Origin of the sequence: Ideonella paludis, from assembly GCF_018069865.1 — a bacterium.
Lineage (GTDB): Bacteria > Pseudomonadota > Gammaproteobacteria > Burkholderiales > Burkholderiaceae_C > Ideonella > Ideonella paludis.
Window position 1 is genome coordinate 67,258 of sequence record NZ_JAGQDG010000005.1, and the last position, 23,121, is coordinate 90,378.

The window sequence follows — 23,121 nt, forward strand, 5'->3', positions numbered from 1 at the left end:
CGGCGCGCGCTCAACCGCCGCTCAGGGCCAACAGCACCGCCACCTCATCGCCCTCATTCAGGCGGAATGACAGCTCGCGCAAGGCTTGCCCGTTGACGAAGACACGCATGTGAGGCCGCAACTGTTGCTGCTCGTCCACCACCCGAAAGCGCAGGCCGGGGAAGCGCTGGTCCAGGTCGGCGAAGAGAGCGTGGAGGGTGTCGCCGCGCGCTTGCAGCCGGGTGTCGCCGGTGTAGCTGCGCAGGGCAGCGGGCAGCAGCACCTTGACCAAGGGCGGCAAGCTTGTCATGGGTGCGCTCAGGGCAGAAGGGCCGCTTCAACGGCGTAGATCTCGGGCAGGTGCCGGGCGATGTTCTCCCACTGCTGGCCGCCGTCGCGGCCAATCCAGAGCTCGCCGCTGGTGGTGCCCAGGTAAAGCGCGGGCTGGGGGCCGAGTGTGTCCACCGTCATGGCCTGGCGCTTGATCGTCCACCACGCTTGCTCGGCGGGCAGGCCTTGGTCTTGGCGTTGCCAACTGGCGCCTGCATCGTGGGTGACATAGGCGGCGGGGCGCCCGGCAGGGGCGGTGCGCGGCCAGACATCGGTGCCATCCATGGGGAAGACCCACGCGGTGTCGGCATCATGAGGGTGCACCACCATCGGAAAGCCGATGTCGCCCACCTCCGCCGGCATGGCGCGGCCAATGCGCTGCCACCGCGTGCTGGGCCTGTCTAGACGATAGATGCCGCAGTGGTTTTGTTGGTAGAGCCGATCCGGCTGGCTGGGGCACAAGCGGATGCAGTGCGGGTCGTGAGCTGAGACATCGGCCGGGTTCACGCCTTCCACCACCTCCATGCCCTCGATCAGGGTGTGCCAGCTTTGGCCACCGTCGCGAGACTCATGCACGCCACCGCCCGACATGCCAAACAGCAGGTGATCGGCGTTGCGCGGGTCGACGATCAGCGAGTGCAGCTTGGGGCCGTCGGGTGTGCCGTCCTGCACCGTGCCCATCCACTGCCGAAAGCGGGCATCGTCGTTGATGGCCGGCAGGGGCATCCAGGTGTCTCCGCCATCGTCCGAGCGGAACAGGCCTTGCGGCGAGGTGCCGGCATACCAGCGTCCCGGCTGGCTGGCATGGCCGGGTGTGAGCCAAAACGTGTGGTCCACGCTGCGGGCCGGCAGGCTGCCCGGGCCCGCAGGCTGGGCGGCTTGCGCAAAGGCGGGCGGTCGGCGGGCTTCCGTCCAGGTTTGACCCAGGTCACTGGAGCGAAACACCGTTGGCCCCAAGTGGCCGGTGCGGGCCGCCGCCAGCAGGCTGCGGCCATCGCGCGGGTCCAGCATCAGATGGCTGATGGTGTGGCCCAAGAAATGGGGCCCGTCGAGCTGCCAATGCCGGCGCTGCGCATCGCCATGAAAGAGCCAAGCGCCTTTGCGCGTGGCCACCAACAGCAGCGGGCGGGTGGGCATTTTGGGCATCTTTTATCTCCTCATTGAGGTTGCGCAGAGGCAGTGCATTTATTGAGCTCAGCGTACCACCTTGGCGTGTCATCCGCAGAGGCCTTGGCTACACTTTGGCATTGGCCTTAAACGTATAGAACATGCCATTCGACCCCTTGCGGCCTGAGTATGCGGCCGGCTTGGAAGTGGTCCAGTCGATAGAGGAACGACTGGTCCCCGCCACCGGCACCCAGCGTTGGGTGCTGCAGGCCCATGTGGCCTGGTACCAGCGCCAACGCGACAAAGCCCGTGCGCAGGCCTTGGCGGCAGAGCTGGAGCCCCTGCTGCGTGGGGTGGTGCAGACCGACCTTGCGCTGTGTGCCGTGTTGGCGCGTGTCTTGTTGGTGCGCGCTGAGCAGCCTTGGCTGGATGGCGACACCCATCAAGCACAGGCGCTGGCGCAAGAAGCGCTGGCGCTCGGGGCGGCGCAGGGCGACGCTTTGCTGGTGGGCGATGCCCATGCCCTGCTCGCGCACATCGTGTGGCAGCGTGGAGAAGACAACACGCCCTGCTTCCAAGCCGCCCATCACGCCTATGCGCAGGCCGGTGACGCACGGCGTCGGCGCTTGCTCGGGCTGCGCGAGATCTTTGGCGTCGCCCTGCGCGACCTGGTCAGTGCACGCGCGATGCTGGCGAATTTGGGCCAGGACCATCCCGAGGATCAGCATCCCAGCGTCAAGGCCTGGCGTTTGGCGGTAGAGGCCAATGTGCTGGAGCATGCTGGCGATTACGCCTCGGCACTGGAGCCGCTGTCGCAGGCCGTGGGTGCGGCCTTGGCCAGCGGCCAGCATCGTGTCGCTGCCATTTGGTCTGGCAACCTGGGCATCTATCTGCGCAACCTGCATGATTTGTCCGGCAGCTTGATGTGGTGCGAACGGGCGTTGGCCCTGGCGCGCCAGTTGGATTCGCGGGTGATGCAGGCCACCTGCTTGTCTCAGCTGGGCTCTCTCTTGGGCAAGCTCAAGCGCTATGACGACGCGGTGGAGATCCTGGTGGCGGCCGATGAGGCCATGGTCGCGGGCTCTGAGGCGCGGGCTTACAACAGCCACCACCTGGCCTGCGTTTTCATTGCCATGTCGGACTGGGAGCGTGCTGCCCTTTGGTTGGGCATCGCCTTGCCCCAATTGTTCGCGACAGGGCGGCGAGTTTCCATCAACACCGCGCAGTTAGACCTGGCCACGGTCTATGCGGGCCAGGGCCACATCGCGCAGGCTCAGCAGCTCGGGTGGCAGGCCCTGGCCGATGCCCGCCAGCACCATTTGCGCAGCAACGAAGTGGCCGCCTTGCAGACCTTGGCCGACCTGTGCCTGCTCGACCCCTCCGTCCAGAGCGCCCGCCAAGCCCTGGGGCATCTGCAGCAGGCCCTGGCAGTGGCTCGCAGCATTCCAGGCTTTCAGATTGAACCGAAGCTGTTGGAATCACTCGCGGCCCAGTGGGCACGGCAGGGTGATTTCGAGCAGGCTTATCGCTACCTTCAGGAGGCCGCTCAAGCGCGCGAGCGTGTGCTGGGCCTGGAGGTTGGCCAGCGCGCGGCAGGCCTGCAAGTGCGCTACAGAACCGAGCGCCTGCGCCAAGAGGCCGATGTGCTGCGGCGGCTCAGCGAGTCAGAAGCGCAGCGCGCCAACGACCTGGCCGTGGCCCATGACACCCTGGCACAGCTCGCCCAGTTGGGCCGTGAGTTGACGGCCATGGTCACCGAGTCCCAAGTCTTCGAGGCACTGGAGGGCTATCTCTACCAGTTTCTGGATGTCTCGGTGATGAGCCTCTACCTGCTGGAGGCCGAGACAGCCACCCTCAAGCGGGTGTATGGCCGCCGGCAAGGCCAGCCCCTGCCGGCCTTGCACTTGGCGCTGGACGAGCCCGACAGTGCGGAGGCCCGCTGTGCGCTGGAGCGCCGAGTGCTGCGCCTGGAGTCGACCTGCCTTGGCGACGACAGTGCGGAGCGGCAGTCCCCCACGGGTCAAGCCTCTGACGTGCACTTCATGATGCTGGCGCCGCTGATGGCCGGAGATACCGTGCTCGGCGTGTTGGCGGTTCAAAACGAGGCACGCCACCCTTACAGCGAACGTGAGGAATCGATTTTTTGCACCCTCTGTGCCTATGGCGCCATTGCCTTGGTCAACGCCCAGGCCTTGACCCGCTTACGCCAGGCGCAAGAGCAGCTCATGGCGCAGAACATGGCGCTGGAGCAACTGGCCGTGACCGACGCGCTGACCGGCTTGCCCAACCGCCGCCAGCTCGACACGGTGCTGAGCCGAGAGGTGGCCCGCGCGGCGCGCTACGGCACGCCGCTGGTGCTGATCTTGCTGGACATTGACCACTTCAAGCGCATCAATGACGAGCATGGCCATTTGCTGGGTGACGAGGTGCTGGCGGCCTTGGGCCACTTGCTGCGCCACCAGCTGCGCCAGACCGATGTGGTGGGCCGCTGGGGCGGCGAAGAGTTTTTGGTGATCTGCCCGTCTATCGAGCTGAGTCAAGGCCTGCACATCGCCGAGACCCTGCGCGCCGCGGTGGCCCGTCTGGTGCAGCCCGCTGTGGGGCCGCTGAGTGTGAGCCTCGGTGTCGCCGGCCATCGGCCTGGGGACACCGCCGTCACCTGCGTGGCTCGGGCAGATGCCGCGCTCTATGCCGCCAAGCGCGCCGGGCGCAACCGCGTGGAGGCTGAGCGCTAGCCGCGCTGCTGAAGCTCTTCCCAACGCTCCATCAAGCCCAGCAGTTCGTCATCGATCTGGCCGTGGCGGGCGGTCACTTCGCTGATGCGGGCGGCACCTTGGGTGTAGAGCTCGGTGCCACTCATCAAGGCGGCGAGCGTGGCTTGTTCCTTTTCCAGCGCTTCGATCTTGCCTGGCAGCTCGGCCAGCTCGCGCTGTTCTTTGTAGCTCAATTTGGCTTTAGGTTTGGCGGGTGCAGCCGCGGCAGGCGGTGCCGGGGCGGGCGCAGGTGGCGTGCTGCGGGCGGCCTCAGCGGCGGCGGCCTTTTGGGCGGCGGCTTCGAGGGCGCGGCTGCGGTCGCGCTGGGTGATCCAGTCCGCAATGCCACCTTCGTATTCGCGCCAGCGGCCTGGCGCCACATCGCCTTCCCAGACCATGGTGCTGGTCACGACATTGTCTACAAATCGGCGGTCGTGGCTGACCAAAAACACCGTGCCGTCGTACTCCTGCAGCAGCTCTTCAAGCATCTCCAGGGTTTCGATGTCCAGGTCGTTGGTGGGCTCGTCCAGCACCAGCACATTGGCCGGGCGGGCAAACAGGCGGGCCAGCAGCAGGCGGTTGCGCTCACCGCCCGAGAGCGTGCGCACGGGCGACTCTGAGCGCGCCGGGCTGAACAAGAAGTCGCCCAAATAGCTCTTCACATGCTTGCGCTGGTTGCCAATCTCCACCCACTCGCTGCCGGGGCTGATGGTGTCGGCCAGCGTTGCATCCAGGTCCAGCGTGTCGCGCATCTGGTCAAAGTAGGCCACGCTCATCTTGGTGCCCAAGCGCACCTCGCCGCTGTCAGGGGCCAGCTCGCCCAAGATCATCTTCAACAGCGTGGTTTTGCCCACGCCGTTGGGGCCGATCAGGCCGATCTTGTCGCCGCGCAGCACGGTGGTGGAGAAGCCACGCACCAGCACCTTGTCGCCATACGACTTGCTGACGTTCTCCAGCTCGGCCACCAGCTTGCCGCTGGCGCTGCCCGTGTCGATGTCCAAGCGAACCTGACCTTGCACGTTACGGCGCGCTGCATGCTCCAGCCGCAGCGCTTCCAGGCGCTGGATGCGGGCCACGCTGCGGGTGCGGCGGGCTTCCACGCCCTTGCGGATCCAAATCTCTTCTTGGGCCAGCAGCTTGTCAAAGCGGGCATTGGCCAGGGCTTCGTTTTCCAGCTCGCGCTGCTTGGCGGCTTCAAAGGCGGCAAAGTTGCCGGGGTAGCTGCGCAGCTGCCCCCGGTCCAGCTCGATGATGCGGGTCGACACCGCATCCAAAAACGCCCGGTCGTGGGTGATCAGCACCAGAGCCCCGGCAAAGTTGTTCAGCAGGCCGGCCAGCCAGTCGATGGAATCCAAGTCCAGGTGGTTGGTGGGCTCGTCCAGCAGCAGCACATCAGGCATGGACACCAGCGCGCGGGCCAATGCTACGCGCTTGCGCAGGCCGCCTGAGAGCGTGTTGACCAAGACATCCGGGTTGATCTTGAGCCGGTCAATCGTCTGGGCCACGCGCTGTTCCCAGTTCCAGCCGTCCAGGGCTTCGATGCGGGTCTGCAGCGCGTCCAGGTCCTCGTCCTCGGCCATGCTCTCGTAGCGCTGTCGCAAGTCCACCACCTCGGCCACGCCTTCGCTGACCACTTCAAACACGGTGTTGCCAGGCTCCAGGTGCGGCTCCTGCGGCACATACTCGCGGCGCACGCCAGTTTGGGCTTGCACGATGCCGTCGTCAGGCTTTTCCAGCCCGGCCAGGATTTTCAGCAGCGAAGACTTGCCGGTGCCGTTGCGGCCAATCAGGCCCACGCGCTCGCCGGTCTCCAGCGAAAAGTCGGTGTGGTCAAGGAGTGCCACGTGGCCATAGGCCAGGTGGGCTTGGGTCAGGGTGATCAGGGACATGGGGGGGGATTGTCCCCGAGACCTGATGCTCAGCCCCCATGTTCACGCAGCCAGGGCTGCAAATCCGACAGCGGCATGGGGTGGGCGAACAGAAAGCCTTGAAAGTGATCGATGCCGCACTCTCGCAACCACGCCCACTGCTCGGGGTGCTCAACGCCTTCGGCCACCACCCGCAACTGAAGGCGTTCGGCCATGCCTTGAATGCATTCGAGAATGGCGCGCCGGCGTCCCAAATGCCCTGGTGCAGCGGTCAGAGACCTGTCGATCTTGAGTTGATCAAAGAGACCGCGGTCCAGCAGGTCGAAGTTGGCAAAGCCCGCCCCAAAGTCATCCAGAGCCAGCCCAAAGCCGGCGGTGCGCAAGGCGATCAGTTGCTGTACGGCCAGCGGATCGTCGCTCAGCGGCCGGGACTCGGTCAGCTCCAGTACTAAACGCTGTGGGGGGATGCGATGGGCCTGAAGAATGCCCAGGAACTCGTCCACCAAGGCTGGGCGGCTCAGCTGCATCACCGAAAGATTGACCCCAACGACGAGGCGCGAGTCCTGCGTTGGCTGCGCCAAAAACTCGGCAGCCGAGGCCACGGCCCAGCGCCCGAGATCATGGATGCTGGGCCCTTGCTCAGCCAGCGCCACAAATTGTTGAGGAGGCACCCAGCCCCAGTGCTCGTGTGGCCAGCGCGCGAGCAACTCCAACTGCTGGCTGCTGCGCCCGTCGGTGTTCATGATGGGCTGGAACCAGGCTTGAAGCTCCTGCCGTCCCAAGGCCAGAGGCAAGTCGCGTTTGAGCAGGCTCTGGCGCACATCAGCAGGGCTGAGCGGCGTGTTCACTGGCGCACAGGGCCACAGCTCGTCAGACGGGCGCGGCTTCGCGTGCAACAGGGCCAGCACGTCTTGAATCTCCAGCACCATGGCGTGCAGGCCATGGTGCTGGGCTTGCTGGGCCCATTGCGCCAACTGCTGGCAGGCACGCTGGCGCTGCCCTGTGCGCCATAGGGCCTCGGCATGGACCACGCGAATGCCCAGCCAGTCCTCCACAGGTGCGCTGGCATGGAGCTGCTCTTGGGCCAGCTCGCACAGTGCCAAGGACTTTTCTGCGCTGCCGCTGCGGGCATAGGCCAGCGCCAGTAAACGCTGCGCGCTGCGTTGACGCCCCTGCAGTTGGTCCAAGCTCAACCCGCCTCGTGCGCGAGGCTTGAGGCTGTTGAGCCTCGTCTGCGTGGCTTCCAGCAGCCCAATCGCCTCGGCCCAGCGCTCCAGGCCGATCAGCACCCTGCCAAGATTGAGCGTGAGGCTCAGGCCTAAAGACGTCGGCTGTGGCGCCTGCAGCAAACGAAGGCCATTGCGGAGTACACGCTCGGCTTCTTCCAGCTGCCCCAGCCGCCCCAGCAAAGGGGCCGTGGCGCACAGCACGCGGGCTTGCAAGGTGGGGTCTGCGCTGGCGTCAGCCAAGGCCTGGGCTTGCGCCAAGGTGTCGAGTGCTGCCTCGAAATGGCCTGCCAAATTGATTTGAATCCCCGCCAAGTCGATCAAGAGCACCGCCAGCAAGGGCTCTTGGTGTTGAGGGCTCAACTCCTGTCGCAGGTGCTGCATCTCCGACAAGGCTTGCTCGGTATGACCCAGCCGCCAGTTCGCCTTGGCGCGCTGCATGCGCAGGTGGCAACGCGTGCGCGCCGAAAGCCGCGGGTGCCTCAGACGCTGCTCGACCTGTTGCAACACCTCGTCGGGCTGGGTCCAGGCGACGGGTGTGGGCGGGGAGCGGTGAGATCCTGAGCGAGCGGGCGATGTCTTTGGGGACATGAAGCGGTGGCTCCTGAAGGCCAGAGGGGGTTCTCCAAGCGAGGTGCAGTATAGGAGCTAACGGATACTTCAAGAGGCATGAAAACTCCGAGCATAGGCGTGCTCTGCGAGCTCCCTGATTCGGTGAGAATAGCCTCGTCATATCACTGACGAGGCTGCGCATGTCCGACGCAAAAACCCGCCCCACCGCTGCCAATGTCACGGCCTTTCTGGATGCCAAGGCCGAGCCTGCGCGGCGCGGCGAGGCCGACCAACTGCTGGCCCTGATGCGCCGCGTCACCGGCTGCGAGCCGCAAATGTGGGGCGAGAGCATCGTGGGCTTTGGCCAGTATCACTACCGCTACGAGAGCGGCCGCGAGGGCGACGCACCGCTGGTGGGCTTCTCGCCGCGCAAGGCCGACTGGAGCATCTACCTTTTGGCCGGCACAGAAGGCAGCGAGCAAGCCGCGCTGATGCAACGCTTGGGCAAGCACAAGATGGGCAAGGCCTGCTTGTCGGTGAAGCGCCTCACTGACATTGACCTGGGCGTGCTGGAGGAACTGGTGCGTGGGTCGGTGGCGGAGATGCGGCGGCGCTATCCATGACGCCGCTGTTCACCAAGCTCAACCTGGGTGCACACCGCAGCCTCTTGGTCTTGAATGCCCCGGCCAGCTTCGAGCCCGAGTTGGCCGCCTTGCAGGGCGTGACGCTGCACCGATCACCGCCCGCCAGTACCGTTGCCTTTGCCCTGGCCTTTGCGCAGACCTTGGCCCAGCGCGACACCTTCAGCGCCCAACTCGCCCAAGCCACCCAAGGCGACGCCGTGGTTTGGCTGGCCTATCCCAAAGGCTCGTCCAAACACTTGCGCTGCGAGTTCACCCGGGACAGCGGCTGGGCCATCCTGGGTGCAGCGGGCTTTGAGCCGGTGCGCCAAGTGGCGGTGGACGAAGACTGGTCGGCACTGCGCTTCAGGCGCGCCGAGTTCATCAAGACCCTGGTCCGCCACCCCGACGGTGCCGAGTCCAGCTTGGGCAGGGTTCGTGCCTTGGCCGCCAAAGCCAAGCTCTGATGGCGCGCAACATCGAAATCAAAGCCCGCCTGCGCGACCGTGCCGCAGTGGAGGCCAGAGCCGCTGCGCTGGCCCATCACGGCCCAGAGCGCATCGCACAAGACGACACCTTCTTTCACACCCAGCAAGGGCGCTTGAAGCTGCGCACCTTTGAGGACGGCCACGGCGAGCTGATCTTCTATCAACGCCCCGATCACTCTGGCCCCAAAACCTCGTTCTACCTGCTCAGCACCACGTCTGAGCCGGACACGCTGCGCGAGTCCCTGACCTTGGCCTGGGGCCAAACTGGACGCGTGCAAAAACTTCGCACGCTCTACCTGGTCGGCCGCACCCGCGTGCATCTGGACGAGGTGCAGGGCCTGGGCGCTTGGCTAGAGCTAGAAGTGGTGCTGCAAGAGGGCGAGCCGGAAGAGCTTGGCGTGCAAGAAGCCCATACGCTGATGGCACGCTTGGGCGTGTCGCCTGAGGATTTGGTGCAGGGGGCGTATGTGGACTTGCTGGCTCACCGAGCCGCCACATCCGCTTCCAACTGATCCACAAACCGCTTCGCCACATCAAACCCCGTCTGGTCCGTGATCTCTTGGAAGCAGGTTGGGCTGGTGACGTTGATCTCGGTGAGGTGGCTGCCGATGATGTCCAGGCCGATCAGCATCAGGCCGCGTGCAGCGAGCTTGGGGCCGATGGCTTGGGCGATCTCGCGGTCGCGGTCGGTGATGGGGCGGGCCACGCCCTTGCCCCCGGCGGCCAGGTTGCCGCGCACTTCGCCGCCCTGGGGGATGCGCGCGAGGCTGAAGGGAATGGGCTCGCCGCCGATGACCAGCACGCGCTTGTCGCCGTCCACGATCTCGGGCAGATAGCGCTGCACCATCAAGGTCTGTGCCCCATCGCGGTTCAGGGTTTCGATGATGGCGCCTAGGTTCAGGCCGTCGTCGCGCACGCGGAAGATGCCGCTGCCGCCCATGCCGTCCAGCGGCTTCAAGATGATGTCGCGGTGCTCGGCGTGGAAGGCGCGCACATCGGCGGCTTGGCGCGTCACCAGCGTGGGCGGGGTGAACTGGGGGAACTCCAGAATCGCCAGCTTTTCGGGGTGGTCGCGCAGCGCTGCAGCGCGGTTGAAGACTTTGGCGCCCTCGGCCTCGGCCCGTCCCAGCAAATGGGTGGCATAGAAGAACTCGCTGTCAAAGGGCGGGTCTTTGCGCATCACCACCGCGTCAAAGCTGGCCAGCGCGGTGCGGCTGGTGGGCGTTTCGGTGAACCAGGGCGCGTGGCCGTGCGGGTCATGGCTGACATCCACCGTGATGTGCCGCACCGTGGCGCTGACTTTGCCACCGCTGACCCAATGCAGGTCACGCGGCTCGCAGGCCGCGATGCTGTGGCCGCGCCGCGTGGCCTCGCGCATCATGGCAAACGTGCTGTCCTTATAGGTCTTGAACGATTCCAGCGGGTCGGCAACGAAGAGCAGGTTCATGGTGGGGACTCAGCAAAAAATGGAGGACTGACTCCAGTGTGCCGCCAATCGGCGGCGGGCATCGGCCAAACCGTGCAGAATGCGCCCCCATCACAAGGGCTTGTTGCATTGCACCATGAGCGTACACACCTCTGAGACTTCTTCGGCCACGGCGCGTCCGGCGGTCAGCTTGCCGCGTCTGCGCGACATGGCGGCGCGGGGCGAGAAGATCACCATGCTGACGTGCTATGACGCCACTTTTGCGCAGGTCTTGGACGGCGCGGGCGTGGACGTGTTGTTGGTGGGCGACTCTCTGGGCAATGTGGTGCAGGGCGAGAAGAGCACGCTGCCGGTGACGCTGGAGCACATGGCCTATCACACGGCCTGCGTGGCGCGCGCCAAGAAGGCGGCTTGGCTGATTGCTGACATGCCCTTTGGCGCTTACGAGGCCTCGCCCCAGCAGGCTTTTGCGGCAGCCACCGCGCTGATGCGGGCGGGTGCGCAAATGGTCAAGCTCGAAGGCGCTGGGCCTATTGTTGAGACCGTGCGCTTCTTGGTGGATCGGGGCATTCCGGTCTGCGCCCACCTGGGCCTGACGCCGCAGCGCGTGCATGCGCTGGGCGGCTTCAAGGTGCAGGGGCGGGACGACGGCGGCGCGGCCCAGCTCAAGGCCGACGCCCGCGCGCTGGCCGAGGCCGGTGCGGCCATGCTGGTGCTGGAGCTGGTGCCCTCGGCACTCGCGCGCGAGATCACGGAAGCCTTGCCAGGCCTGATGACGATTGGGATTGGCGCTGGCGTGGGCACCTCGGGCCAAGTGCTGGTGCTGCACGACATGCTGGGCCTGACCAGCGGCAAGAAGCCCCGCTTTGTGCGCGACTTCACCCTGGAGCCCGGCAGCGGCACCGTGCTGCCCACCGCGCAGGCCGTGGCCCGCTATGTGGCCGATGTGAAGGCCCAGGCCTTTCCTGATGAGACCCAGCACGGGTACTGAAGATAAAGAGCAACACCATGCAAGTCATTCACACCCTGGCCGAGCTGCGGGCCGCCCTGGCCGGCCGCCCCGGCGCCGCCTTTGTGCCCACCATGGGCAATCTGCATGAAGGCCACCTGGCTCTGGTGCGCGAGGCGCGTGCCCAAGCCCTGCCGGGCGCGCCGGTGGTGGCCAGCATTTTTGTGAACCGCCTGCAGTTCTTGCCGCACGAAGACTTTGACCAATATCCCCGCACCCTGGCACGCGACAGCGAGCTGCTGCAAAGCGTGGGTTGCGACATCGTTTTTGCACCCGCTGAAAAAGAGCTTTATCCCGAGCCGCAGACCTACAAGGTCCACCCGCCCGCCTCGCTGGCCGATCTGCTGGAAGGCGAGTTCCGCCCCGGCTTTTTCACCGGTGTGTGCACGGTCGTGATGAAGCTCTTCCAGTGCGTGCAGCCCGAGGTGGCGGTGTTTGGCCAGAAGGACTACCAACAGCTCGCCGTGGTGCGCGGCATGGTGCGCCAGTTTGCGATGCCGCTGCGCATCGTCGGCCTGCCCACGGTGCGCGCGGATGACGGCCTGGCGCTGTCTTCGCGCAATGGCTATTTGAGTGCCACCGAGCGCGCTGAAGCCATCCACCTCAAGCGCACGCTGGACGCATTGGCTGCAGCCAGCCGCATTGCCGGCACACCGCTGGCCACGCTGGAGGCGCAGGCCATGGACGCGCTGCGCGCCCGCGGCTGGGCGCCCGATTACCTCACCCTTCGCCGCCGAGGCGACCTCTTGCCCCCCACCGACGAAGAGCGCTCACAAGGCGCCCCGCTGGTGGTGCTGGGCGCCGCGCGGCTGGGCACCACCCGGCTGATCGACAACCTGGAATGCTGATCCACCATGAGCTCTGTTTGCACGGGGGCCGCTGAGGCGCCCATCCACCTGCATCGTCCCCAGCCGGCTGCCGAGGCCGCAGACGCCGCCGCCGCGCGCTGGCGCGTCGAGCAGATCGAAGCGCTGTTTGAGCTGCCGCTGACCGAGCTGCTGTTCCAGGCCCAAACCGTACACCGCCAGCACTTTGCCGCTGACGAGGTGGAGCTGGCCACGCTGCTGTCCATCAAGACCGGCGGCTGCCCCGAAGATTGCGGCTACTGCCCCCAGTCGGTGCACTACGACACCGGCGTGGAAGCCAGCAAGATGATGGAAGTCGATGCCGTGCGCGAGGCGGCCTTGGCCGCCAAAGCCGCCGGTGCGACCCGCTTTTGCATGGGCGCGGCCTGGCGGGCCCCCAAAGACCGCGATGTGGAGAAAGTGGCCGAGCTGGTGCGCGAGGTCAAGTCGCTGGGCCTGGAGGCCTGCTGCACCCTGGGCATGCTGAGCAAGCCGCAGGCCGAGCAGCTCAAGGCGGCCGGGCTGGACTACTACAACCACAACCTCGACACCGCCCCCGAGACCTACGGCCGCATCATCACCACCCGCGACTACCAAGACCGCTTGGACACGCTGGAGCATGTGCGCGGTGCGGGCATGTCGGTGTGCTGCGGGGGCATCGTCGGCATGGGCGAGAGCCGCCGCGAGCGCGCAGGCCTGATCGCCCAATTGGCCAATCTCGACCCTTACCCCGAGTCCGTGCCCATCAACGAGCTGGTGCAGGTCGAAGGCACACCGCTGGCTGGCACCGACAAGCTCGACCCGTTTGAGTTTGTGCGCACCATCGCGGTGGCGCGCATCACCATGCCCAAGGCGCGCGTGCGCCTCTCGGCGGGCCGCCAGCAAATGCCCGAAGGCATCCAAGCCCTGTGCTTTGTGGCCGGCGCCAACTCCATCTTTTACGGCGACAAGCTGCTGACCACCGGTAACCCCGATGTGGCCCGCGACCAAGCGCTGCTGCAGCGTTTAGGCCTGCGCGCCCGCGCCACGGGCGGCTGAGCGCCACCACGCCAGCACGCCCTGACCCGCCACGCGCCCGCTGGCCATGCTGGCGCTGAGCAGGTAGCCGCCGGTGGGGGCGTCCCAGTCCAGCATTTCACCGGCGCAGAACAGGCCGGGTTGGTGGCGCACCATCAGGCCGTCGTCGAGGCTGGCCAACTGCACGCCTCCGGCGCTGCTGATGGCCTCGTCCAAGGGCCGGGCGGCGTGGGCCACCAGGGGCAGGGCCTTGATGCGGGCGGCCAGCCAGGCGGGGTCGCGGCTTTGGCGGTTCCAGTCTTCCAGGCTCAGGCCTTCGCGCAGCAGGTTGGCGGGCGCGCCGCTCAAGCCCGCTTTTTCTTTGAGGTGGTTGGCCATGGAGCGTGTGCCTTGGCCGCTGGCCAGGGCTTTGTGCAGCTCGGCCTGGCTGCGGTGCGGCACGAGATCCAACGTCAAGGGGGCTTGGCCGTCTTGGGCCAGGCGCTCGCGCAGCAGGCGGCTGGCGGCATAGACGAGGTTGCCCTCCAAGCCGGTGGCGGTCAGCACGCACTCGCCCAGGCGGTCAAAGCGTTCGCCGTCCGGGCCGTCGCAGGCCAGGCGCACGTTCTTCAGCGGTGTGCCGGCGAATCGCTCTGCCAGGTGCGCGCTCCAGCCGATGTCAAAGCCGCAGTTGCTGGGCGCCAGCGGGGTGATGGGCAGGCCGGCGGCTTGCAGCGGCGCCACCCAGGCACCGTCGGAGCCCAAGCGCGCCCAACTGCCGCCGCCCAGGGCCAGCACCACCGCGTCGGCGCGGTGCTCGGCGCGGCCTTGCGGCGTGTCAAAGTGCAGCGTCCAGCCGCCCTCGGCGCTGCGCGCGCCAAAGCCTTCGGGCTGCCAGCGGTGGCGTTGATGAAAGCGCACACCCGCCGCGCGCAGCCGCGACAACCAAGCCCGCAGCAGCGGCGCCGCCTTCATCTCGGCCGGAAAGACCTTGCCCGAGCTGCCCACAAAAGTGGCGATGCCTAAGCCCTCTGCCCAGGCGCGCAAGCCCTCGGGGGAGAGGGCCTCCAGCCAAGCGGCCACCCGCTCCGCCTCGCGGCCAAAGCGGCGGGTGAAGGCTGCGCGGGGCTCGGCATGGGTCAGGTTCAGCCCGCCTTTGCCGGCCAGCAAGAACTTGCGCCCCACCGAGGGCATGGCGTCAAACACATCCACCTGGGCACCGCCCGCCGCCAGGGCTTCGGCGGCCATCAGCCCGGCGGGGCCCCCGCCCACCACGGCCACGCGCAGGGTGTCAGCGTGTGGCGTCAAAGAAGAAGAAGGCCCGGCGAGCGGGGCGGAGTCAGGGGCAAAAGCGTGGGTCATGAGGCGTGGCAGTCTATGACACGGGCCTGCTTGCTGCCGGCCCGCCCGCAAAAAGAAATCGATACAAACGGACACACTTGGGGCCGGCGTGGCGCTTAAGTGGCCCGCGCGCGCGACGAAGGCAGCCGCTAGCCCCTTCTGTCATGCCCTTTTCCGAGCCCACCAACGCCCAAGCTACTTCTCGCGAAGGGGAACTGCGCGCCCTGCGCCTGCTGCTGCCCATTGGCGCGGCCGTGGTGCTGTTGATCTCCGCGTGGGAGCATGCCAACGGCGTGGTCTCGTGGTGGGACCGCTACCTCTACCCGCTGCTGGTGACGGTATTTGCCGTCGGGGGCCTGACCCTGTGGCGCTGGCCTCAGTACCAGGGCGCGGTGCGCCTGGTGTCTGTGGTGACGGTCAATCTCTACCTGATGGCCGTCTTGCTGATGGTGCTGTTCATCGGCGACGCGCCCTTGAACCAATACACCCTGCTGACCACCCTGGTGTGGTTGCCCTTTGGCTATGGCCTGATCTTTGTGATGCTGGCGGCGCGCCCCGCCATGTTCATCTCCTTCATCGTCGCGCTGCTCACCTTCACGCCCATCTTTGTGGCGATGGCTTTCAATTTGCGGCCCAACTGGGGCCAAGAGTTCACCACCACCATGCCGGTGCTGGCGCTGTCGCAAGTGGTCTACATCGTGCTGCTCTTGGCCATCTCCGACCTGCGGGCCAGCTTTCACCGCGCCAGCGCCCGCCTGCAAGTGGCGCAAGAGCTGGCGCTGAGTGACGCGCTGACCGGCGTGGGCAACCGCCGTGCCCTGCAAGAGCACCTGCGCGCCGGGCTCTCGGTGGCCGAGCGCGGGCATGTGCCCACCAGCATCATCTTGATGGACATCGACCACTTCAAGCCCATCAACGACAACCACGGCCACAGCGGCGGCGACCAAGTCTTGGTGCAAATGGCCCAGCTCTTGAGCGACCAGTTGCGTGCCAGCGACCGCTTAGGCCGCTGGGGCGGTGAGGAGTTCATGGTGGTGGCCCAGGCCACGCCCATGCATGCGGCACTCGAATTGGCCGAGCGCATCCGCAAGGCCGTGGCCGCGTTTGAGTTTGCCCATGGCGACCCGGTCACCCTCTCTTTGGGCGTGACCCAGACCCTGCCCGGCGACACCGCCGACAGCCTGGTGCACCGGGCCGACAAGGCGCTCTATCGCGCCAAGAACAATGGCCGCAACCGGGTCGAGGCGCAGACGGTGATCACGGCTCACTGAGCCATGGACACCGCTTCCAACACCCGCAAGATCTCCCGGCCATAGGCTTCCAGCTTCTTGGCGCCCACGCCGCTGATGCCGGCCAGCGCGTCCAGGCTGTCGGGCGCATCGGCCGCCATTTGCGCCAGCGTTGCGTCGTTGAAGACGATGTAGGCCGGCAGGTTGTGCTCCTTGGCCACCTCGCTGCGCCAGGCCTTCAGGGCTGCAAAGCGGGCCTGGCCTTCGGCGTCCAGCGTGGCGGCGGCGCGTGGCACCTTGGGCGCCACGCCGGCCTTGCTGCTGCGGCTGCCCCTGCCACGGGGCGTGGGCTCGCGCGGCTCCCGCAGCTCGATCTTGACCTCGCCGCGCAGCACCGCGCGCGCGCTGTCGGCCAGGCCCAGGGTGTAGTACTCGCCCTCGGCCACCACATGGCCCAGCGCAATCAACTGGCGGATCACGCCGCGCCACTGCGTCTCTGAAATGGCCCGCCCAATGCCCCAGGTGGAGAGCTGCTCATGGCCGCGCTGGCGGGTTTTCTCGGTCGAGGCGCCACGCAGCACGTCGATCAAATGCGCCGAGCCAAAGCCAAAGCCCGAATGCTGGTGGCAGCGGTAAATGCAGGACAGCGCCATGCGCGCGGCCTCGGTGGCATCCCACCTTGCGGGGGGCTGCAGGCAGTTGTCGCAGTTGTTGCAGCGCCACCCCGATTCACGCTCTTCGCCAAAATATTGCAGCAGCCGCACGCGGCGGCAGTCCAGGCTTTCGCTCATGGCCAGCAGGGCGTCCAGCTTGCTGCGCTGCAGGCGCTTGAACTCCTCGCCCGCCGCGCTCTCGTCAATCATGCGGCGCTGGTTCACCACATCGGCCAATCCGTAGCTCATCCATGCGTTAGCCGGCTCACCATCGCGCCCGGCGCGGCCGGTTTCTTGGTAATAGCCTTCAATGTTTTTGGGCAAATCCAGGTGGGCCACAAAGCGCACATCGGGCTTGTCGATGCCCATACCAAAGGCCACGGTGGCCACCATGATCAGGCCGTCCTCGCGCAAAAAGCGGTCTTGGTGGCGGCGCCGCGTGTGGGCGTCCAGCCCGGCGTGATAGGGCAGGGCACTCAGGCCCTCGTCTTGCAGCCACTCGGCCGTCTCTTCCACCTTCTTGCGGCTTTGGCAGTAGACGATGCCCGCATCGCCCTCGTGCTCGTCGCGCAAAAAGCGCAGCAACTGAAGGCGCGCGTTGTCCTTCTCCACAATCGTGTAGCGGATGTTGGGCCTATCAAAGCTGCTGACAAAACGCTCGGCCTGCTGCAGGCTCAAGCGCTCCAAGATGTCGGCCTGGGTGTGGCTGTCGGCGGTGGCCGTCAGCGCCATGCGCGGCACGCCGGCAAAGCGCTCAGTCAGCACGCCCAGTTGCAAATACTCCTCGCGGAAGTCATGGCCCCACTGGCTCACGCAGTGCGCCTCGTCAATCGCAAACAGGCTCAGCTTCTGCCGCTCGTGCAGCGACTCCAACATCGCCAAAAAGCGCGGGTGTGTGATGCGCTCGGGCGCGGCATACAGCAGCACCAGCTTGCCCGAGAGCAGGTCACGCTCCACCTGCTGGGTGCCTGCGCTGTCCAGCGACGAGTTCAAAAACGCCGAAGGCACGCCCGCCTCGTCCAGCGCGCCCACCTGGTCGTGCATCAGCGCAATCAAGGGGCTGACCACAATCGTCACGCCCAGGCCTGCGCGGTGGCGGGCAATGGCCGGCACCTGGTAGCACAGGCTTTTGCCGCCGCCGGTGGGCATCAACACCAGCGCGTCTTGGCCCTCGATCACGCTGCGCACAATGGCGGCCTGGTGCCCCCGGAAGGCGGTGTAGCCAAAGACCTCGCGCAGAATGGTCAGCGGGTCGGTGGAGGTGGGGTCGGCGCTGGGCAGCGCGGCATCAGGCAGGGTGGACATGGGCATCGCCCGGCATGGTACCCGGTGTGCGACCATGCAAGCCTCCGAATCACCCCGCTTGGAGCCCACGATGACGCCGTCCCCAGCCGACCCGCTGACCCCCGCTCAACTGCGCGAGCGCCTGATCCGCAATATGGACGAGGCCCTGGCCGGCCCGCAGGCGCAGCGCTTCTCGCGCCCGCCGCGCTACACCTCCACCTTTGCCTCGCTGACCGAAGGCACCGCCGCCACGCAGATGGGCTGCAGCGTGGACGTGGTGCCCCCCGGCCAACAAAGCTGCCCCTACCACCTGCACCACGCGCAAGAAGAGATGTTCGTCATCTTGCAAGGCCAAGGCCACCTGCGCGTGGCGGGCGAGCTGCTACCGGTGACGGCCGGCGACGTGATCACCATCCCCCCCGGCCCGCTCTACCCGCACCACCTGCTCAACACCTCCGACGCCGAGCTCAAGTACCTGAGCATCAGCACCCAGATCAAGCCCGAGATTTGCGAGTACCCCGACTCGGCCAAGTCCATGGCCTGGGCGCCGGGGGTCAAGCTGGTTCAGCGGGCGGGGGAGGCGGTGGATTATTGGGAGGGGGAGGTTTGAGGGGGCATTAGCCGTTGTAGACGACGGCGATCTTGTTCCCCGTGGGGTCTCTCATATAGGCGGCATACCAGTTGGGCCCGTAGTCGGCGCGTGGGCCAGCAGCCCCTTCGTCCTGAGCGCCTTGTGCCATCGCCGCCGCATAGAAGGCATCGACTTGGGCGGGAGATGCGGCCGGAAATGCCACCATCACCCCGTTGCCCGCACTGGCCTGTTCACCATTGAAGGGTGTGCAGACCCACACCGTAGGGCCCTCACCATGGCCCCCTGCCGAGTAGCCACGCCAGCCCGGAAAGTTGGCATGCGAGGACCAGTCGATGGTGGCCAGCACCTCATCGTAGAAGGCATGGGCGACGGCGACGTCTTTGGCCCCTAACGTAACGTACAAATTCATGATGTTCCCTTTGGAAGTGAAGCTTGCGAGTGGCGACGTCAAGGCGGCGTCGTGCGTCATCTCAAGTAAAAGATAAATACTGTATGTAATAACAGTATTCCGTGCAAGTCATTCCACTGCGGACAGGCGCGGTCTGGGGCGGTTGCTTCAGGCTGATTGCAGACATTCGACGACTCCCCTTGGCTGTCTGCTTTGCGCTTAAACAGTCGTTCGCCACCCTGGCCCCAAAGGGTTTCAGCCCTCTTGAGCAAGCGCATCGAGCGGGCTACGCACCGCACCCCCGCCCATCTTCAATACATGGGTGTAGATCATCGTCGTGGCGACATCTGAATGCCCGAGCAACTCCTGCACGGTGCGGATGTCTGTGCCACTCTGCAGCAAGTGGGTTGCGAAGCAATGCCTCAGAGTGTGAGGCGTGGCCGGCTTGGCGACGCCGGTGGCTTGAACTGCGCGCTTGAACGCCCGCTGGAAGGTCTGGTCGTAGAGGTGATGCCGTCGCACCACGCCGCTGACTGGATCAGTTGAATGGTGATCTTGAGGGAACACCCAGAACCACGGCCAACTTGACCCCATGCGCGGGTACTTGCGCTCCAGCGCATGTGGCATCTCAACCCCGCGGTACCGGCCTCCACGTCTGCCGCCCACAAGGAACGCGCCAAGCCCAGCTGAGCGCGCAGTGCCGGCACCAATGACTGCGGCAGCATCACCACACGGTCCTTCGCCCCCTTGCCCTCCCGCACGATCACCGCACGCTGGCCGAAATCCACGTCCTTGACCCGCAACTGCAGGGCTTCGGTGATCCGCAGACCGCAGCCATACAGCAGCTGTGCGAGGAGTTGATGCTCGCCAACCATGGCGCGCAGCACCTGACGTACCTCCTCCACGGTCAGCACCACTGGCAGCCGGCGTTGCCGCCTGGGATGTCCGATTTCCTTCAGCCAGGGCAGTTGATGGCCCAGCACCTTGCCGTAGAAAAACAGCAGGGCGGACAGCGCCTGGCTGTGGGTGGAGGGCGCCACTGATCGATCATTTGCAAGGTGCGTGAGAAACGCCTCCACCTCGGAGCCGCCCATCTCAGCGGGATGCCGCAGGCCGTGAAAGCGAATGAAAGCCTTGACCCAGTAGACGTAAGCCTCCTCGGTGCGGAGGCTGTAGTGCATGAAGCGCAACCGTTCACGAAGCTGCGCCAACAGGCGTGGTGACTTCAGTGGCGGCAGGTCTTGACCGGGCGGCTCGGGACGAAGCGTCTTGCGTGGCGGCAGTGCGGGTACAGCGGGAAAGGTGACTGGCATCATGGCCTCCCGGTGCACGCTGGGCTCTCAAAGAGAACTTGTAACCGCGTGCCGCTTTTGTCGAAAATTTAATGCTGGATAAATATACAGCTTTTGAGCAAAAGTGTTTATGCGACAGGCACTTTTTTGCACTCACCCCGCCCGTTTTAGGGAGCAGCCTTGCTGCCTAGGTGGCGTATGCTGTCTGTATAGAACACGTTAGGCCGCAAACAACGACCCGAAGAGCTATTCCTTAGGTTAAATGGAGAACCCATGACGGATGAAAGCAAAGTAAGAGATGTTGTTGACGCCGTGACAGGCGTTGTACAAGCTGTCCCCGTCTACCAAGATGTAGTTCAGCCTGCTGCTCAAGAATTAGGCAAAGCACTCCAAACCGTTGCCAAATCAGTCCATCTCGCGCTAGCACCAGTCAGCGCCCTTGTATGGGGATACGATCAAATTAAGGATTTCGTTGCCACAAAGGTGGCGGAGCGACTTAAGAATGTTGCCGAAGAAAATATTGTGACGCCGAAGCCAAATGTAGCTGGACCTGCGCTGGAGTCATTGCGTTACACAGGACATGAGAACTCTCTCAGCGAACTGTATGCGAACCTGATCGCTGCTTCAATGGACAAAACAACTGCAGCAGGCGCGCATCCTGCCTTTGTAGAGATAATCAAGCAACTCACGCCTGATGAAGCAAAGCTGGTAGGGCTTTTCATCCGCCCCCGAGCCTTCCCCCTGCTAAATGTCCGCCGGGAATACAAGCAACAAACCCCAGAGAAGAGCGGCGGCAAAGACGTTATGATTAACTTTTCGCTGTTGGGCCAAGAAGCCAATCTAGAGTTTCCACACTTAACGCCAACCTACATCGATAACCTCTGCCGCCTGGGATTGGCAGAGGTCCCGGCGATGTATGAGTACACGGCCCCTCGTGTCTATGAGGCCCTAGAAAATGCTCCTGCTGTGCAGAATCTGAAAGCTCAGATTGATGCAAATGAGGAATGGACTTGCGTATTCGAGCGGAAAGGATTACGAGTCACGGAACTTGGAAAGCAGTTCGTAGCCGTTTGCGTTCAGAGCAAAGCGTAGATTGGCACATCAAGTTCGACATAAACCACAACAAATATGCGCGTGGATTGACATGTGAAGTGCAACACACAATGTAAATTCAGGCCATGCGACTTGCCAAGCCTTCCGCTACGCGCCACAGCCTAACTGTCGGTTCAACGCGGACGCCAACACTGGCCATGGCTTCGCCATTTTCATGGCCAGCATTGGTGCCCTTCAGTCGCTGCGCTCCTTACGGCGCCGGTTAACCTGGGCGTTAGGAGTCACGGATGCCCCGCATACGCGAAGACTGGTTCGAAGCTGAGCAACTCATTCGAGCTGCGCAGGACGGTGACCTGACTTCGGTTCAGCGCCTCGCGTCGGAGGGGTTCGATGTCAACCTGATGGACGAAATCGGCAAGAGTGCACTGCACTATGCCGTCGAAGGTGAGCATTACAAGGTAGTCCAGTGGCTGCTGGAGCATCACGCGAATGTGAACCTGCACGACGAAGACATGATCGGGGAGACCGCGCTATCGCTGGCCGCCCAGCGCGACTACCCTGAGTTGGTCGAACTACTCCTCACACATAGAGCCGACCCGGACATTGCTGGCTGGATGCAGCAAACGGCCCGAACACGAGCACATCAGCGGAAAGATTCAGACGGAGTCAAGATCGCCGCGCTCATTGAGCTCTACAAGCCTACCGAGCCGAACCCTGGCTCTCGGAAGCAACGAAAGTGACGCCTAACCCCTCGCTGGAACCGACGCCCACCGTCATGGCACTTGGCCAGCTTCCCGGCTTAGGTCATCATCCGTCCAGCGGGCCAAGCGCCATGCCGGCGTGCGCGGCTCAGCTCGAACGTTAGGCGTCAAATGAGCCCGTCGCCACTTTCATTGCCGACCGATCTTCCTGCCAAGCTTCTCAAGCAGGCTCCTGGGCAGTTTGAATGTGTGTTCGTCAATTGCGAGCTTCACAACACGCCCGGTGGAATGACGGCTAGCGCCGACTTCTTTGCTCTCACGCGCAAGCTTTTCGGTGGGTACGTTCGAAATCAAATCACGCTAGATCTTGAGTCCGTTCGGGCCATGTCAGCCCTTGGAGAGCGCCTCATGAGCGAGCATTCAACCGAGCACCTCACCGTTGACGTGGTGATCGAAAAGAGCAGGGCTGTCCACGCCTTCCTCGATCTCGAGCAGCTTCCTCGCCTCAAAGGAGGTGACGACTTCTACGCACGGAAGCATGAGCAATACATTCAAGCCTTTCCTGTGCTTCGGCACGCTCCGGCGAGAGGTGGTCGAGCGTGACGCCTAACCCCTCCGTCAAGGGGACGTCCCGCAGGCGGGCCGCCCATTACGTCGAACGTTAGGCGCCTCAAATGAATCAACCGTCCATCGTGACAGCGCTGGAAGAACCGTATCCGGCTTACAGCGGTACGATGGATGCTTCTCATATCCTGTTGGCGGGCCTTCAATGGCCGACTGAGTATTGGGTTGGGTTGGCGCTCGGCTGGTTGGAGCAAGGTGCACCCATAAGCCAAGCAATCCTTAAAGAGTTGCAATGCCTAGCTACTAGTGCTTCGCTCTCACAGAGCGTTAAGCATCGTGCGTTTGGGCTTGTTCGGCAGACCTTGCAATCGCTGCCGATTGAAGAACTCGACGTTGTTCGCGTGGTGGCACTTCATCAAGTGGCTCGCATATACGGTGGGACTGCGACGGTAGAGCGGGTGCCCCAGGTCGGTGATGTCGGAACAGTTGTACATGTTTACCAGCCAACGTCGACCGAGCGCCGATTCGAAGTTGAGGCCGTAGACAAGGACGGCTTTACCTTATGGATTGCGGATTTTGATGCAATGGAGCTAAGACTTGAGCTCAAGCACTTTCAATCCGGCGCCTAACCCATCGTTCAACCGGACATGCTCCGGCGTTCCGACGCCGGGCTCCATTTCATTTTGCCCGGCTTCGTCACTCTGTCGCATGCCGGTTAACTAAAACGTTGATGCTATCGCCTACGGCGATGACCGCTTTGTAGCGCTGAGCGTGCGTTCACCCCAAAGCCCCGGCTGACTGCAATCGCTGCAAACCAGTCGTCCA

21 protein-coding genes and 1 pseudogene are annotated in these 23,121 nt (G+C 64.7%); 13 read left to right on the plus strand and 9 right to left on the minus strand.

Going from position 1 to position 23,121, the window contains the following annotated elements; all coding sequences use genetic code 11:
- Positions 1–10 precede the first annotated feature (10 nt).
- Together KAK11_RS13525 and KAK11_RS13530 are read right to left on the minus strand one after the other, a co-directional pair.
- Complete coding sequence (locus tag KAK11_RS13525) at positions 11–289, minus strand: MoaD/ThiS family protein (RefSeq protein ID WP_210809710.1); 279 nt, start codon at positions 287–289, stop codon at positions 11–13.
- An 8-nt stretch (positions 290–297) separates the two neighbouring features.
- A complete protein-coding gene (locus KAK11_RS13530; protein WP_210809711.1) occupies positions 298–1,455 on the minus strand; it encodes a WD40/YVTN/BNR-like repeat-containing protein in 1,158 nt (385 codons plus the stop codon).
- A gap of 122 nt (positions 1,456–1,577) precedes the next feature.
- Between KAK11_RS13530 and KAK11_RS13535 the strand changes: the two genes are divergently transcribed.
- Complete coding sequence (locus KAK11_RS13535) at positions 1,578–4,151, plus strand: diguanylate cyclase (RefSeq protein WP_210809712.1); 2,574 nt, start codon at positions 1,578–1,580, stop codon at positions 4,149–4,151.
- Here the strand turns inward: KAK11_RS13535 and KAK11_RS13540 are convergent.
- Both KAK11_RS13540 and KAK11_RS13545 read right to left on the minus strand, forming a co-directional pair.
- Positions 4,148–6,058, minus strand: a complete 1,911-nt coding sequence (locus KAK11_RS13540; protein ID WP_210809713.1) for an ATP-binding cassette domain-containing protein — start codon at positions 6,056–6,058, stop codon at positions 4,148–4,150. The genes KAK11_RS13535 and KAK11_RS13540 overlap by 4 nt on opposite strands.
- Positions 6,059–6,087: 29 nt before the next feature.
- On the minus strand, positions 6,088–7,854 hold the full coding sequence (locus KAK11_RS13545; protein WP_210809714.1) for an EAL domain-containing protein: 1,767 nt from the start codon (positions 7,852–7,854) through the stop codon (positions 6,088–6,090).
- Positions 7,855–8,015: 161 nt separating this feature from the next.
- Between KAK11_RS13545 and KAK11_RS13550 the strand changes: the two genes are divergently transcribed.
- The 3 genes from KAK11_RS13550 to KAK11_RS13560 are packed head-to-tail and all read left to right on the plus strand — an operon-like array spanning position 8,016 to position 9,435.
- Positions 8,016–8,438 carry a DUF1801 domain-containing protein gene (locus KAK11_RS13550; protein WP_210809715.1) on the plus strand — a complete coding sequence of 141 codons (423 nt, stop codon included), beginning with the start codon at positions 8,016–8,018 and terminating at the stop codon, positions 8,436–8,438.
- Positions 8,435–8,902, plus strand: coding sequence for a hypothetical protein (locus tag KAK11_RS13555; protein WP_210809716.1), 468 nt, complete (start codon positions 8,435–8,437; stop codon positions 8,900–8,902). Before KAK11_RS13550 ends, KAK11_RS13555 begins: the two co-directional genes overlap by 4 nt.
- Entirely contained in the window at positions 8,902–9,435 is a 534-nt protein-coding gene (locus KAK11_RS13560) for a class IV adenylate cyclase (protein WP_210809717.1), read from the plus strand. Before KAK11_RS13555 ends, KAK11_RS13560 begins: the two co-directional genes overlap by 1 nt.
- Here KAK11_RS13560 and gshB read toward each other — a convergent pair.
- Entirely contained in the window at positions 9,405–10,370 is a 966-nt protein-coding gene (gshB, locus tag KAK11_RS13565; RefSeq protein ID WP_210809718.1) for a glutathione synthase, read from the minus strand. The genes KAK11_RS13560 and gshB overlap by 31 nt on opposite strands.
- A 115-nt stretch (positions 10,371–10,485) precedes the next feature.
- Here gshB and panB point away from each other — a divergent pair, with 115 nt between their 5' ends.
- The 3 genes from panB to bioB are packed head-to-tail and all read left to right on the plus strand — an operon-like array spanning position 10,486 to position 13,241.
- Positions 10,486–11,340, plus strand: a complete 855-nt coding sequence (panB, locus tag KAK11_RS13570) for a 3-methyl-2-oxobutanoate hydroxymethyltransferase (protein ID WP_210809719.1) — start codon at positions 10,486–10,488, stop codon at positions 11,338–11,340.
- Positions 11,341–11,357: 17 nt separating this feature from the next.
- Positions 11,358–12,206, plus strand: a complete 849-nt coding sequence (panC, locus tag KAK11_RS13575; protein ID WP_210809721.1) for a pantoate--beta-alanine ligase — start codon at positions 11,358–11,360, stop codon at positions 12,204–12,206.
- Between the two features lie 6 nt (positions 12,207–12,212).
- Positions 12,213–13,241 carry a biotin synthase BioB gene (gene bioB, locus KAK11_RS13580; RefSeq protein WP_210809722.1) on the plus strand — a complete coding sequence of 343 codons (1,029 nt, stop codon included), beginning with the start codon at positions 12,213–12,215 and terminating at the stop codon, positions 13,239–13,241.
- On the opposite strand, the gene KAK11_RS13585 is transcribed toward bioB, so the two are convergent.
- On the minus strand, positions 13,209–14,561 hold the full coding sequence (locus tag KAK11_RS13585; protein WP_210809723.1) for a TIGR03862 family flavoprotein: 1,353 nt from the start codon (positions 14,559–14,561) through the stop codon (positions 13,209–13,211). The two genes, bioB and KAK11_RS13585, sit on opposite strands and share 33 nt — an antisense overlap.
- 143 nt (positions 14,562–14,704) lie before the next feature.
- Between KAK11_RS13585 and KAK11_RS13590 the strand changes: the two genes are divergently transcribed.
- Positions 14,705–15,811 carry a GGDEF domain-containing protein gene (locus KAK11_RS13590; protein ID WP_210809724.1) on the plus strand — a complete coding sequence of 369 codons (1,107 nt, stop codon included), beginning with the start codon at positions 14,705–14,707 and terminating at the stop codon, positions 15,809–15,811.
- Here the strand turns inward: KAK11_RS13590 and recQ are convergent.
- Positions 15,805–17,727 carry a DNA helicase RecQ gene (gene recQ / locus KAK11_RS13595; RefSeq protein ID WP_210809725.1) on the minus strand — a complete coding sequence of 641 codons (1,923 nt, stop codon included), beginning with the start codon at positions 17,725–17,727 and terminating at the stop codon, positions 15,805–15,807. The genes KAK11_RS13590 and recQ overlap by 7 nt on opposite strands.
- A gap of 70 nt (positions 17,728–17,797) precedes the next feature.
- Here recQ and KAK11_RS13600 point away from each other — a divergent pair, with 70 nt between their 5' ends.
- Entirely contained in the window at positions 17,798–18,316 is a 519-nt protein-coding gene (locus KAK11_RS13600; protein ID WP_246498945.1) for a cupin domain-containing protein, read from the plus strand.
- 7 nt (positions 18,317–18,323) lie between these two features.
- Here the strand turns inward: KAK11_RS13600 and KAK11_RS13605 are convergent, their stop codons facing one another.
- Together KAK11_RS13605 and KAK11_RS21835 are read right to left on the minus strand one after the other, a co-directional pair.
- Positions 18,324–18,707 (minus strand): VOC family protein, encoded by a 384-nt coding sequence (locus tag KAK11_RS13605; protein ID WP_210809726.1) that lies wholly within the window; start codon positions 18,705–18,707, stop codon positions 18,324–18,326.
- 234 nt (positions 18,708–18,941) lie between these two features.
- Positions 18,942–19,999: pseudogene (locus KAK11_RS21835) on the minus strand (integron integrase).
- Between the two features lie 252 nt (positions 20,000–20,251).
- Here KAK11_RS21835 and KAK11_RS13615 point away from each other — a divergent pair.
- The 4 genes from KAK11_RS13615 to KAK11_RS13630 all read left to right on the plus strand — a co-directional run bounded on the left by KAK11_RS13615 (position 20,252) and on the right by KAK11_RS13630 (position 22,925).
- Positions 20,252–21,070: a DUF4393 domain-containing protein gene (locus KAK11_RS13615; RefSeq protein WP_210809728.1), complete on the plus strand. Its 819-nt coding sequence runs from the start codon at positions 20,252–20,254 to the stop codon at positions 21,068–21,070.
- A 248-nt stretch (positions 21,071–21,318) separates the two neighbouring features.
- On the plus strand, positions 21,319–21,771 hold the full coding sequence (locus tag KAK11_RS13620) for an ankyrin repeat domain-containing protein (protein ID WP_210809729.1): 453 nt from the start codon (positions 21,319–21,321) through the stop codon (positions 21,769–21,771).
- 132 nt (positions 21,772–21,903) lie between these two features.
- Entirely contained in the window at positions 21,904–22,335 is a 432-nt protein-coding gene (locus tag KAK11_RS13625) for a hypothetical protein (RefSeq protein ID WP_210809730.1), read from the plus strand.
- Positions 22,336–22,406: 71 nt separating this feature from the next.
- On the plus strand, positions 22,407–22,925 hold the full coding sequence (locus KAK11_RS13630; protein WP_210809732.1) for a hypothetical protein: 519 nt from the start codon (positions 22,407–22,409) through the stop codon (positions 22,923–22,925).
- Positions 22,926–23,121: the final 196 nt, after the last annotated feature.